A 12,705-nucleotide genomic window follows, 5' to 3' on the forward strand; every position below is an offset into this window, starting at 1 on the left:
TGACCATAGCAAGTTGGTCCCACCCCTTCCCATCCCGAACAGGACCGTGAAACAACTCTGCGCCGATGATAGTGCTGCAACCAGTGTGAAAGTAGGTTATCGTCAGGCTAGTTATACTAAAAAGCCCACCAAGTGATCTTGGTGGGCTTTTTTTCGTCTATAGAAATTGCCCCAAACGCTTGCCCAGGCACAGCAAGGTCAGCGTAGGCGGCAATCCCCATGGCTGAGGAATGACCGATGCATCGCAGACATACAGGTTTGCGATGCCGGTTTGCAGCGTGCTGTCCACTCCCTCGCCGATACGTACGCTGCCGCCGATCAGCGTATCGGGCAACGGCCCCATTGGCAGCTCAGCGCGCAGCGACTCCAGCGCTGGCCCGAGGTCGATGCCGTGTGCCGCGAACATCGCCAACGGAGGCGGTGCGGCAGTAGCAAAATTGATCGTCGATGTGCCGCCGGCCGCGATGCCGCTCACCAGCAGCGAAGCATCGCGATGCAGGAAGGCGCTCTTGCCCGGCACGGCCGCGATACCGGCCATCTGCGTCAGCGTTCCTTCCAGCGGAGCAGCACTGCCTTGCTCCAGCACCAGCACACGCAACTGCCGCCGCGCCAGTTCGCGCGCCACGCTGGCGCCGCCCGGCCCACTGCCGACGACGATGACGTCATATGTTGGTGAAGGATGCATGTCAGCCGCTGCGCTGTAGATTGAGTATGAAGCATACGCCGTTCGGCTGATTCTGCGCGACGATCGTGCCGCCCATTTTGGCCATATAAGTCCTGGCGACAAACAAGCCCTGGCCGCGATTGCCCTCCGCGCCGGATTCCGGCTGGTCCGAAACCCCGTATTCAAAAATTTTGCCGATCATATCGGCCGCGATCTGTGGTCCCTGATTGTGGATGGCGATTGTCGCCCCGGTATCGCTGCCCTCCAGCGTGATGGTGATCGGGCTGCCCGGCTGGCGATAACGCTCGGCGTTGCGTAGCACATGGGTGACGACATCTTCCAGCGAATACTCATCGGCACGCGCAATCAGCGCCTCGGCCGCACCCCGGAACGCCACGTTGTGAATGCCGACACACGACGCGTTCTCTGCGACGTTTTGCAGGAAGGCTGTCAAATCAACCTCCGTGACCTGTAGCTCGGAAGACTGGAAGGCCTCGCTGGGCGACGCGCGTCCGTACAGCACGCGGATCGCTTGCTGCATGCGGTTGATGTAGCGGTGGCTGTCGTCCTTCGGGCTGCCGTGCAAAACCATCAGCGACTGCAACGGCGACATGATCTCGTGGCCCACCGCATGCCACATATCGCGCTCCTGCGCGGCGCGGATGTTTTCGCGTTCGACGTCTTCCCGTACGCGGCGCAACAGATCGTGCAGGCCGGTGGCCAGCACGCCCAGTTCATCCGCGCCACGCAGATCGGCCAGATCGGCTTCGGAAAAACCGCGCGCAGCCTTCACCCGCTCGCCCACATCGTCCGCGCGTTTGATCAGTACCTTGATGCGCCGGATGATGCCGATCTCGATCACCAGCCAGGCCAGCATCAAGGCTGCCAGCATCGCGCCGACAAACCACACCAGCCGGCTGGCCACCACGCTCAGGCTTTTGCTGACGCTGCGGACATCGCCCTTGAGCAGCACTTCATAACTGCCGGCCGGTGTGGCGATGACTTCCTTCGCTTCCAGCGGGACGTCGTAGGCATCCACCGGCAGATGACGGATCAGCGTCGTCACGAAATGCCAGGACTGATCCTCGGGATCGACCGGCCCCACCAACAACGGCAGCGCGACGCCATCGGCCAGGCGGCGGATTTGCAGACTCTCTCCAGGCAGCAGCATGGGCTTCAGGTCCGCCAGCGAAAACGCCGGTGTGGTCGGGCCGGTGCCGCTGTCGAGCAGCGGAGCGCCATCGCCCGGCGGCAGCACCGCGATGCTGACGTCGATGCGGTCCAGGTCTGCCGGCGGCCAGACGGGCCGGCGCTTTTCGAACAATGCATCCTGCAGCACGCCGACCGGCAACCGTAGCGAGAAGAATGCGCTGCGCGTGCAGCTGCTGTCGTCGTCGGCGGCGGTGCGGTCGGTGCAGCTTGGGTTCTGCCATATCCAGCCGCGAAAATCCTTCACCGCCGGCGCCTTCGCGCGCGCCACGTCGGCCGCCGCGAAGCCGGTCAGGCGTCCGCGCATACCGCCGAAGCGATGGCCGGGTGTTTGTGGCTCGGTGCTTTCCTCGAACGGCGCAATCCATTCATAGCTCTGGCCGCGCAGGCTGACCTTGACCTTGACGCGGTGCGCCTGATCCACCACCTGGTCGCCGCGCGTATGCGGGACCAGCTGCGCGCCGTCGAAAGTCCCTGCGACGTAGATGAATCCACCCGCCCACGGGTTGTTGCCGATGCCGACGCACAGCGAGCCGTTATTGCTGTACTGCGCCAGGCAGCCGGACATCGCCACCGCCTGCTGTACTTTTTGCAGATCGTCGAAATCGAGCGCGGCGAAAGGCAGCAGCAACGGATGCAGCGCGGCGCGCGCGGCCGCCGGTTGGGGATTGAGCAAAGCCAGCTGCCCGGTCGGATGGCGCAGCGTCGCCGCCACCTGCACGCGGGTCTTCTGAAAACTGCCTTGATAGTTCTTGTAGCTGAGCTGCTTCTCCTGCTGCACCACGGATAGCGCCAGGCCCACCGTCGCCGCCATCAGGAAAACGAAGGCCGCCCGCAGCAGAAGCCGCAGGCGGTAGGGGACGAGGCTGAGCCGGCGCCAGTTCACGGTCAGCGGCTTTCGGTGTCGGCCCAGCGGAAGCCGCGCATCGGAATGTTCTCGATGCTGGCGAAGTCAGGATCGATTTCACGGAAAGCGTCGCGGATGGTGCTGACGTGCTTGCGGATGTTGTCGCGATTGCGGCCGCTCTTCACGACTTCGAACAGCTCATCGTAGGACACCACCTGGCCGCGCCGCGCAAACAGCGCCGCCAATATGCGCTGCGCCGTCAGCGGCAGATTGATGCGATGGCCGCGCCAGGTCGGCGTGCGCTGACGCAGCGGGTCCATGCTCAACTCATCGCTGGCGGCGATGGCCGCCGGCTCCGGCTTTTCCTTCACCGAGCGCAGGATTTCCAGGAAGGTCTCGATGAAGTCGGCTTCTTCAAACGTGGCTTTCTGCAGATAGTCCCAGGCATCGAGCGCCTTCATGATGCTGCGGTAGATAGTGGCTGGCATGGCCGACACCACCAATACCGGCGTGGCATGGCGCTTGTTGATGGCGTTGATGATGGCGACGCCCGCATGGCGTTCGCGCCCCAGTTCGATATCGAGCACCACCAGGTCGTAGCGTTCGCGCGCGATGGCCGCCTCGGCGTCGTCGCGGCTGAACCATTGGTCGACGGCGATGCCGGGCCGCGCCGACTCTATCCACGCCCGCAGCTGATTGCTGGTCGGCAGATCATCCTCGATGACGGCGACTCTGGCCATGCTGTACTCCACTGACTGTCAATGCCAAGAGTATCCACGCTTTTATGGAAAAAGTCATAAACCCGCTGTGAGGATTTCTTCACACCGCCGGAGCATAGCTGGACGGCGGCAGCGTTGATACTTCCGCGGCCTGCGGCGCACCATGCGTCTCAGGGATAGGCCCTGAAATCAAACAACCAGGAGAAGGTGAATATCATGGCAGAACGGATCAAGCGGATGGTGCAGGCGGTGCGCGCGACATTGAGCGGCGGCGCCGGCGCTGCGGTGAGCGGGATGCGCCGCAACGGCGCGATGCTGGTGGCGTTGGCCCTGGCCGGCGCCGCCGTCTATGGCTTGGCCACGCATCCGCCGATGGCCAAGCTGTCGCCCGGCAGCCTGGGTATCCGTACCAACCAGCTGACCGGTTCCGCCATCACCGTGCGCGATGGCGCCGTGTTCATGGTGCCCGGCGTGCACGTGCTGCGCCAGGTCTCGCTGCGCGACCAGGTGTACCGCCCGAGCGGCGATGACAAGACGCCTTTCCAGTCGGTCGAAGGCCTGGCGCTGGGTGTGGACATGTCGGTGCGCTATGCGCTGGATGTGAACCGTGTCGCCGCCATGGCGCAGTCGCTGCCGCCGGATATCAACGGTTCCATCGTCGAACCGGCGGTGCAGGGCGTGATCTACAAGGTATTCACCCGCTACACGGTGCGCGAGATCTTTTCGACCAAGCGGAGCGAGATCCAGCAGGCGATCGAGGCTGAGCTCAAGCCCAAGCTCGCGGCCGACGGCATCACGCTGCGCGGCATCACCATCGGCAAGATCACGCTGCCGGAAGAGTACCAGGCGGGCATGGAGAAGCTGCTGGCCGAGGAGCTGGAAACGGAAAAGATGCGCTACACGCTGGAGCTGAGGGAGAAGCAGGTCAAACAGACCTCGCTGGAAGCCGATGCGGAAAAGATCCGCCGCGAGAAGGCCGCCGAAGCGGCCGGTAATGAGCAGATCATCGCGGCCAGGGCGCAGGAGCAGGCGATGGCGCATGTGCTGCCGTTCAAGCAGAAGCAGATCGAGCAGCGCAAGCTGGAAGCGGAGGCGGAGAAAATGGCGCGCATTAAAACCTCCGAGGGCAATGCGCAGGCGCGCGTTATCGAGGCCGCCGGCGAAGCCGATTCGCGCCGCAAGCTGGCGGATGCGGAAGCCTATCGCCAGGAGCTGGTCGGCAAGGTGGCTGCGGCGCAGATGGAGCGTGAGGGCGATCTGATTACCCGTAATCCGCTGCTGATCCAGAAGACCATGGCGGATAAATTGTCGGACAAGGTGTCGGTCATCATTGCGCCGTCGCCGACCGACGGTGGCTTTATCGGTTCCGCGCTGCTGGGCAGCCAGCAAGGCAAGCAAGCACGCGTGGTGACGGTCAGTGGGGAAGCTGCGGACAGCGCGAAGGAAGGACAATAATCATGGCGATGATTGCAACCGCCGTCGTACTGGCGATCGTTACGCAGGACCAGGCCGCGTTGCGGGCCGCCCCCAAGGACTCGGCGCAGCAGCAGGCCGTCCTGTGGCAGGGCGACAGCCTGGAGATACGCGGCGAGAAGCAGGACTTCCTGCAGGTCTACGACTACCGCCGCGAGCGCGCCGGCTACATCCGCGCCTCGCAGGTGCGCAAGGTGTCGCTGGCCCCGGCCGATGCACCGGAGCTGCTGTCGGTGGTGCGCTTCCTGCGCGATACGCCGGGAGCGGAGTCGCTGGGCATCAGCTACGCGGCCGCCTATCTGAAGGCTGCGCCTGCGGCGGCGATCACGGCGGAACCGTTCGATGCGCTGGGCACGATGGCCGACCGGCTGGCGCGGCGTGCGTCCTCCAAACAGAGTAAGCAGGGCGATGTCGTCATCGCCGCGCATTTGGAGGCGGTAGCCAACTATGGCGTCGGTATCCGCAGCTTTGAGCGCGAAGGCCGCATGCAGTTGTGCTACGACGGTGAAGCCTTCCGCCGCGTGCTGGCGATGCTGTCCGCGCCGCAGCAGCGCGCGGCCGCCGTGCTGGGGCTGACGCGGCAAGAGTGCGTGGACCCGGCGCTGCGGCCCGGTGCACGCGTGGCGCTGGACGAGTGGCGCGCGGAAGTGCTGGAGCGTGTGGATCTGAAGGACTTGGCGCCGCATCTGCGCAATCGCATCCATATGCGGCGCGCGGCGGTGTGGTCGTCGGTGGCGTTCGCGCGGGCGCGCAAGGGCGAGCCGGCCACGCAGCCCGCCCAGCGCGCGCTGGATGAATTGGGCATGGTCGAACCGGCAGAACTGACCGATGATGACACAAACGCTTTCGCAGAGGCGGGCGTACGCGTGGGTAGTGTGCGCTGGGCGGCTGAGACGCCGGCGCTCCCAGGCGCAGGCTTGCGCGTGATGGCCGTCGCCGGACAGCCGGGAGAAACCTGTGTGCTGCTGGTCGACGCCAAACACGACCAGCAGCATGCGCTGGCCCGCCGCTGCAGCTATGGCGTGGTGTGGCCAGCATCGGCGCGAGCGAACACGCAGGGTACGGCACTGTCGCTGGCGGTGCAGCCGATGGATGGCTGGCGCGAGATGTGGCTGTTCCATCAGACCAGCGCTGGATGGCTGGTCGATGTGCTACCGCCGGCCGCCGCCGATCCCGATATCGGCTACGCCGAATTCGCCGGCTGGGTGCCGGGATCGCAGAATATGCTGGTGGCCCGTGAAGCGCGCGTCGACGGAAAATTTAAGCGCAGCTTCGAGCTGGTGGAGATCAATACGCTGGCGACGCTCAAGACCGCCGACAAGCCTTCGTCGCTCAGCATGTTCTACCGCTGGCAAGACCCGGCCTGGAAACGCCAGACCGTCAGCCTGCGCTAAAACCGGTACTGCGCGCTGGCGCCGAGCAGCCAGTTTCGTCCAGGCCCAGCTTCGTAGTATCGCTTATTGGTGTCGCCGACTATCAGCGAACCGACGTACTGTTTGTCCAGCAGATTGTTCAACCGCGCGAACTGCTTGAAGCGCCAGCCGCGCCACTGTTGGCTGGCGCTGGCGCGCGCATTGAGCACGCCGTAGCCGGGCGCCGGCTGGTCTGCATTGACATCTTCCGCATAGATCCTGCTGCTGGCGACCGCTTCGAGCGCGGCGCCATAGCGGCCGTCACGGTCCTGCCATGCCAACTCGCCGTAGGCATAGACGTTGGGGACGCCGGGCACCCGGCTGCCTTCCTGTACCAGGCCATAGCCTTTGTCGTACACCGCCCGCAAGGTGGTCAGCGCCACGCGGGTGCTCAGGCCTGGGCTCCACGATGAATCGAGCGACAGCTCCAGACCCTGACGCAGCGTGCTGCTGGCATTGCGATAGCTAGTGCGCCCGCCGCTGCTGCTGTCCACAACCAGTTCGTCGCTGGTGCGAACCTGGAAGATGGCGGCGTTGATGCGAGTTCGCTCGTTCAGGCGAGTCTTCAGGCCTGTTTCCAGATGCGTGCTTTCCGCCGCTCGCAGGTTGAAATTGAAGCCGCCCACGCCCGAGTAAAACAGTTCATTCAGCGTCGGCGTTTCGAAGCCGCGCGCTGCGCTGGCATACAGATTGAGCTCCGGCGACCAGCGGTACAGCAGCCCCAATGCCGGCGTGGTGTGGCTGTAATCAAGACCGCCGCTGTCGTTGCCATTGGCGAGGAAGCGATCATCGACCGAGATCCTGACGCTGCTATGGCGTAGTCCTGCGCTCAGCATCCATGCGCCGGATTGCCACTCTGTCTGGATGTAGGGATCGAGGCTGGACACGTTGTCGTTCTCGTCGCGCCGCAGCTGGCCTTTGACGCCGAACTGCGCGCCGATGAAATTCTCGTATCCCTTGCGAGCGTCGGTGGAGTGGCCGTACTCCACGCCGACGGTGGTACTCAGCTTGCCGCCTGCAAGTTGGCTGACATGCAGCCAGTTCGCATCCGCACCATAGAAGTCGCGGTCGAAGTCGACCACGCCGCCGGAATGTGTCGAAGGCGCTTGGAATGCCTTGGAAAACGCCTGGTACTGAACAACCTGGCGATTGCCGCCGTACGCGGTCAGGTGCAGGCGGTCGTCTCCCAGGCGCTGCTCCCAGCTTGCGCCGATCTGCTGGTGGTCTATGCTTTTGCGCGTGTTGTAACGGTCGGCCAGCGTGCGCTTCGGCGACTGGGTATCGGTGGCGTCGATCTCGCCCGCGCGCGGATCGCGTTGATAGCTGGCCCAGGTCGCGCCCAGCGGATCCTGCGTATCGTCCTGGCGCAGCGCGTTGGCGACGATGGAGAGCTTCGCGCCGTCCGCCGGAGCCAGCGTCAGTTTGGCGTAGGCCTGGTCGCGAGTGGCGGCGCTGTGCGCGCGGTAGCCGTCGGTCTCGAAGCGCGACGCATCCAGTACGTAGCCGATGCCAGCCTGCTTGCCCTGCGCGTTGACGTCGGCCTTTCGGCTGCCGTAGCTTCCTGCGGTCAGCGTGGTTTCCAGCGACGGGGCGCCGTCGCCGTCGCGTGTGAACAGCTGGATGACACCACCGGAGTGATTGCCGTAGATGGCGGAGAACGGCCCGCGCAGTACTTCGATACGCTCGGCGATATCGAGATTGAAGGTGGCGGCCTGACCCTGGCCATCCGGCATGCTGGCCGGGATGCCGTCGGCGATCAGTCGCACGCCGCGTACGCCGAACGTGGAACGGGCGCCGAATCCTCGCGATGAAATCTGCAAGTCCTGCGCATAGTTCTGGCGGTTCTGCGCCACCAGCCCGGGCACCGCCGCCAGTGCTTCGGATGCGTTGACGAGGGCCTGGCTTGCATGAATGCGGTCGGCGTCGACGACATCGATCGCGGCGGGCATGTCGAAGACGGTGTGGCCGACGCGGGTGGCACTGACCACCACCACTTCGGGCGGCTCCTCGGCAGCCGCAGCGAAGCCGGTCACGCACAGCACAGCGGCGGCATGCAAATGAGAAGGGTGAAGCTTCATGTGATCTCCAGTTGAGCAGACACCAATATCAGGAATGGACAACTGTGTCAAAAGTGAACAGTTGTCACAGTCTGATAGCCCATAAAGCCCGGGTTTGCCCGGCATTTCCGCTGGCACGATGTTTGCGAAAAGAGCATGGCGTACTACTCCGCCGCGTCGCGGCTCATAACCACAGCAGAAAGAGGATGACATGAATCTTGCAGACATCAGCAAACTGGGCGTCGCCAATCCCTTCAAACAACGCTATGACAATTACATCGGCGGCAAATTCGTCGCGCCGGTGAAGGGCGAGTACTTCGGCAACGTCACGCCGATCACCGGCCAGGTATTTTGCGAAGTGGCGCGCTCCACTGCGGAGGACATCGAGCTGGCGCTGGACGCCGCCCACGCCGCCAAGGACGCATGGGGCAAGACCTCGCCGGCCGAACGTGCCAACATCCTGAACAAGATCGCCGACCGCATGGAGGCCAACCTGGCGCTGATCGCCACGGCCGAGACCATCGATAACGGCAAGCCTATTCGCGAAACCACCGCCGCCGACATTCCTCTGGCGATCGACCACTTCCGCTACTTTGCCGGTTGCATCCGCGCGCAGGAAGGTTCGGTCGCGCAGATCGATTCCGAAACCTATGCCTATCACTTCCATGAGCCGCTGGGCGTGGTCGGCCAGATCATCCCGTGGAACTTCCCTATCCTGATGGCGGTGTGGAAGCTGGCGCCGGCGCTGGCCGCCGGTAACTGCGTGGTGTTGAAACCTGCCGAGCAAACGCCGGCGTCGATCATGGTGCTGCTGGAGCTGATCGCCGACCTGCTGCCTGCCGGTGTACTGAACGTGGTGAACGGCTTTGGCCTGGAAGCAGGTAAGCCGCTAGCCTCCAGCAAGCGCATCGCCAAGATCGCCTTCACCGGCGAGACGGGCACTGGCCGCCTGATCATGCAATACGCGGCGCAGAACCTGATTCCGGTCACGCTGGAACTGGGCGGCAAATCGCCGAACATCTTCTTCGCCGACGTGATGGATGCGGACGATGCCTTCTTCGACAAATGCCTGGAAGGCTTTGCGATGTTCGCGCTGAATCAGGGCGAGGTGTGCACCTGCCCATCGCGTGTGCTGATCCAGGAATCGATCTACGAGAAGTTCATCGAACGCGCACTGGCTCGCGTGGCCGCGATCAAGCAGGGTAACCCGCTGGATTCCAGCACCATGCTGGGCGCGCAGGCGTCGCAGGAGCAGCTGGAAAAAATCCTGTCGTATATCGACATCGGCAAGCAGGAGGGCGCGGAGCTGCTGGCCGGCGGCGGCCGCAATGTGCAGGCGGGCGATATGAAGGACGGCTACTACGTTCGTCCGACCGTGTTCAAGGGCGATAACAAGATGCGCATCTTCCAGGAAGAGATCTTCGGGCCGGTGGTGTCGGTCACGACTTTCAAGGATGAAGCGGATGCGCTGCGCATCGCCAACGATACGCTGTACGGTTTGGGCGCAGGCCTTTGGACGCGTGATGGTTCGCGCGCCTTCCGTGTCGGCCGCGCGATCCAGGCTGGCCGCGTTTGGACCAATTGCTATCACCTGTATCCAGCGCATGCGGCGTTCGGCGGCTACAAGCAGTCCGGTATCGGCCGCGAGAATCACAAGATGATGTTGGACCACTATCAGCAGACCAAGAACCTGTTGGTCAGCTATAGCCCCAACGCCCTGGGCTTCTTCTAGCCATGGGCCACGTCATCGCCCGTGTCACGGCCACGCCGGCGACGCTTGAACTGATCGCTGTCCTGCGTGATCGTCACGGGCCGTTGATGTTCTTCCAGTCCGGCGGCTGCTGCGACGGCAGCGCGCCGATGTGTTATCCGGCGGGAGAGTTCAACATCAGCGATACCGATGTCTATCTCGGTAATCTGGACGGGACGCCGTTCTACATGGGCTGCGAACAGTTCGAGTATTGGGAGCATACGCAGTTGATCATCGACGTCGTCGACGGCAACGGCGGCATGTTCTCGCTCGATAACGGCACGGGCAGGCGCTTCCTGACCCGCTCGCGCCTGTTCACCGACGAAGAGCTGGCCGTGTTGAAGCAATCGGCCTGACTATTTCAAGTTGGGTACCTTGCGGTAGATGGTATTGCGCGATACCCCGAGGGCGCGCGCGGTGGCGGAGACATTGCCACCGTGCGCCGCCAGCGCTTTCAATATCGCCGACTGCTCCATCTCTTCCAGATTGGCGCTGCTGGCGACCGGTTCTTCTTTTGCTGGCGCTTGTTCCATATCGTCGAGGAAGTCGTCCGGCATGTGGCGCAGGCAGATTTCGTGCTCGTCGCCCGCCATCACGGTGGCCGTGCGCAGCAGGTTGGTCAGCTGGCGGAAATTGCCGGGCCAGCGGTGGCGCCGGAACAGCTGCAGCAGCTCGTCCGATACGCGATAGCGGCCGTTGTTCGATTCGGTCGCCAGGATTTTCTTGACCACGGTTTCCAGGTCGGTACGCTCGCGCAGTGGCGGCAGCTTCACCACCAATCCATTCAGGCGATAGTACAAGTCCTCGCGGAACAGCCCTTGCGCGATGCGGTTGCGCAGATTGTGATTGGTCGCGCAGATCAGCTCCACGTTCACCGGGATGGATTTGTCGCTGCCCAGTGGCGTTACCGTGCGTTCCTGCAGCACGCGCAGCAGGCGGGCTTGCAGGCTGAATGGCATGTCGCCGATCTCGTCGAGGAACAGCGTGCCGCCGTTCGCCTGGAGGATCTTGCCGACCGCGCCTTTCTTGCGCGCGCCGGTGAAGGCGCCGTCTTCATAGCCGAACAGTTCGGACTCGATCAGCGTCTCCGGGATCGATGCACAGTTGACCGCGACGAAGGGACTCATGGCGCGCGGCGAATCGTTGTGGATCGCTTGCGCCAGCAGCTCCTTGCCGGTGCCGGTTTCGCCCATGATCATGATCGGGATGTCGTGGCCCAGCACACGCGTGACTTTGTCGATCACCAGTTCCAGTTGCGGATCGCCGGTGCGCAGGTAGCGCAGGCCGGACAGGCGTCGCTTGGCCGCAGCCGCCTGGTTGGCGGCGACGGCGCTGGGAGGCTCGGGCGTCAGCGATTGTTGGAACACGGTGTTGGAGAGCCGCAGTTGCGCGCGGCCGGCCACGCGCACGCCGCTGTGCATGCAGAGGTTCAGCAGGCCGGGGGATGCGGTGCGATAGTGTTCGTACAGCGCGGACACCGGCAATCCAAACAGGGAGCTGAAGGTGTGCGATTGCAGTTCCTTGAACGACAGGCCCAGTTGGAACAGTCCATTGCGATTGGCGGCGAGGAAGCGGCCGCCCGGCGAGAACGAGGCGATACCTTCCATCAGCGTGCCGATAAACTCGGGGCGCGCGTGGAAGTGCAGTGTGATCGCGTCTTCAAAGGTGGATGAGAACAGCTGGTTCTCTATCATCAGTGCCGACATGCGTACCAGCGCCATGGTGTGCTTATGGAAGCTGCGCTGGTCGCCCGAGACATCCAGTACGCCGATGACGTTGCCGAGATGGTCGGTGATCGGCGCGGCGGAGCAGGTGAGGAAGTGATTGGCCGTCAGGTAGTGCTGGTCGGCGTGCACCAGCACTGCGGCTTGTTCTGCAATCGCTGTGCCTATTGCGTTGGTGCCCTTGCTTTGCTCGGACCAGGCGGCGCCGGGTTGCAATGCTACGCGGCTGGCCTTCTCTAGAAAGTCGTCGTCGCCGAGCGAGTGAACGATGACGCCATTCGCATCGGTGAGGATCACCATGTTGTGGGTGTTGACGATTTGCTGGTACAGCGTCTCCATCGCCGGCACGGCATGTGTGTGCAGCAGGCGGTTCTTCTCGAACAGCAGCGACAGCTCAGTCTTTGGCGCGGGGCCGAAGTCTACGCAGGAGTCAGGACGCAGGCCATACTTCTGCGATCGCTGGTGCGAGGTTTCGATAATCAGCGGCATGCTGTCTTCCCATGCCGTGTTGCGATGTGGCGCGGTCTGGCGTTCCATGTTGTCTCGTCTCCGGGTGGCCGTGTTCGGCTCTGTCAGCTAATGTAGCGCAAACGGAGCGCGAGCGGAAAATAAACCTTGGCAGTTTCACCCTGGCTTTGCTATAGTTCGCCTCCCCGCAAAACGCAGCATGTAAATGCGAAGTTAGCGAGGAAAAAGAAGGGGTTGACGAGATAAAAGAAACACTTCATAATCTTGCCTCTTCGCTGATGAACACAACGCTTCTTCAGCAAGCAGTACCGAATAAAGTTCTTTAAAAATTAACAGTCGATAAGTGTGGACGTTTGATGAAAGTGCACAGCAGGCTAGTCCT

General features: G+C 63.2%; 9 protein-coding genes and 1 rRNA gene. 5 read left to right on the plus strand and 5 right to left on the minus strand.

Annotation, left to right across the window (positions count from 1 at the left end; translation table 11 throughout):
• Positions 1-108, plus strand: a 5S ribosomal RNA gene (gene rrf, locus GEV01_RS30380); the annotation flags it as partial.
• A 49-nt stretch (positions 109-157) separates the two neighbouring features.
• Here the strand turns inward: rrf and GEV01_RS30385 are convergent.
• From GEV01_RS30385 to GEV01_RS30395, 3 genes are read right to left on the minus strand one after another with little or no spacing between them, the layout of a single operon-like run.
• The gene (locus GEV01_RS30385) at positions 158-685 is read right to left on the minus strand and encodes an FAD-dependent oxidoreductase (RefSeq protein ID WP_152810131.1); all 528 of its coding nucleotides are present in this window, start codon (positions 683-685) and stop codon (positions 158-160) included.
• 1 nt (position 686) lies between these two features.
• On the minus strand, positions 687-2,759 hold the full coding sequence (locus tag GEV01_RS30390) for a sensor histidine kinase (RefSeq protein WP_328595672.1): 2,073 nt from the start codon (positions 2,757-2,759) through the stop codon (positions 687-689).
• 2 nt (positions 2,760-2,761) lie between these two features.
• Entirely contained in the window at positions 2,762-3,460 is a 699-nt protein-coding gene (locus GEV01_RS30395; protein ID WP_152810133.1) for a response regulator transcription factor, read from the minus strand.
• A 195-nt stretch (positions 3,461-3,655) separates the two neighbouring features.
• Here GEV01_RS30395 and GEV01_RS30400 point away from each other — a divergent pair, with 195 nt between their 5' ends.
• Positions 3,656-4,894, plus strand: a complete 1,239-nt coding sequence (locus GEV01_RS30400; protein ID WP_152810135.1) for an SPFH domain-containing protein — start codon at positions 3,656-3,658, stop codon at positions 4,892-4,894.
• A 2-nt stretch (positions 4,895-4,896) separates the two neighbouring features.
• Positions 4,897-6,306, plus strand: a complete 1,410-nt coding sequence (locus GEV01_RS30405) for an SH3 domain-containing protein (RefSeq protein WP_152810137.1) — start codon at positions 4,897-4,899, stop codon at positions 6,304-6,306.
• Here GEV01_RS30405 and GEV01_RS30410 read toward each other — a convergent pair.
• Entirely contained in the window at positions 6,303-8,402 is a 2,100-nt protein-coding gene (locus tag GEV01_RS30410) for a TonB-dependent receptor family protein (RefSeq protein WP_152810139.1), read from the minus strand. The two genes, GEV01_RS30405 and GEV01_RS30410, sit on opposite strands and share 4 nt — an antisense overlap.
• Positions 8,403-8,592: 190 nt before the next feature.
• Between GEV01_RS30410 and adh the strand changes: the two genes are divergently transcribed.
• Both adh and GEV01_RS30420 read left to right on the plus strand, forming a co-directional pair.
• Complete coding sequence (gene adh / locus GEV01_RS30415; RefSeq protein WP_152810141.1) at positions 8,593-10,113, plus strand: aldehyde dehydrogenase; 1,521 nt, start codon at positions 8,593-8,595, stop codon at positions 10,111-10,113.
• Between the two features lie 2 nt (positions 10,114-10,115).
• Positions 10,116-10,487: a DUF779 domain-containing protein gene (locus GEV01_RS30420; protein WP_152810144.1), complete on the plus strand. Its 372-nt coding sequence runs from the start codon at positions 10,116-10,118 to the stop codon at positions 10,485-10,487.
• Here GEV01_RS30420 and GEV01_RS30425 read toward each other — a convergent pair whose 3' ends face one another.
• Complete coding sequence (locus tag GEV01_RS30425) at positions 10,488-12,392, minus strand: sigma-54-dependent Fis family transcriptional regulator (RefSeq protein ID WP_152810146.1); 1,905 nt, start codon at positions 12,390-12,392, stop codon at positions 10,488-10,490.
• Positions 12,393-12,705 lie beyond the last annotated feature (313 nt).

It is taken from the genome of Rugamonas rivuli, from assembly GCF_009380165.1.
Lineage (GTDB): Bacteria > Pseudomonadota > Gammaproteobacteria > Burkholderiales > Burkholderiaceae_D > Rugamonas > Rugamonas rivuli.

Coding starts and splice junctions, on each gene's coding strand:
- GEV01_RS30385 (WP_152810131.1), bottom strand. CDS start 685: ATGCATCCTTCACCAACATATGACGTCATCGTCGTCGGCAGTGGGCCG.
- GEV01_RS30420 (WP_152810144.1), top strand. CDS start 10,116: ATGGGCCACGTCATCGCCCGTGTCACGGCCACGCCGGCGACGCTTGAA.
- GEV01_RS30395 (WP_152810133.1), bottom strand. CDS start 3,460: ATGGCCAGAGTCGCCGTCATCGAGGATGATCTGCCGACCAGCAATCAG.
- adh (WP_152810141.1), top strand. CDS start 8,593: ATGAATCTTGCAGACATCAGCAAACTGGGCGTCGCCAATCCCTTCAAA.
- GEV01_RS30405 (WP_152810137.1), top strand. CDS start 4,897: ATGGCGATGATTGCAACCGCCGTCGTACTGGCGATCGTTACGCAGGAC.
- GEV01_RS30425 (WP_152810146.1), bottom strand. CDS start 12,392: ATGGAACGCCAGACCGCGCCACATCGCAACACGGCATGGGAAGACAGC.
- GEV01_RS30410 (WP_152810139.1), bottom strand. CDS start 8,402: ATGAAGCTTCACCCTTCTCATTTGCATGCCGCCGCTGTGCTGTGCGTG.
- GEV01_RS30400 (WP_152810135.1), top strand. CDS start 3,656: ATGGCAGAACGGATCAAGCGGATGGTGCAGGCGGTGCGCGCGACATTG.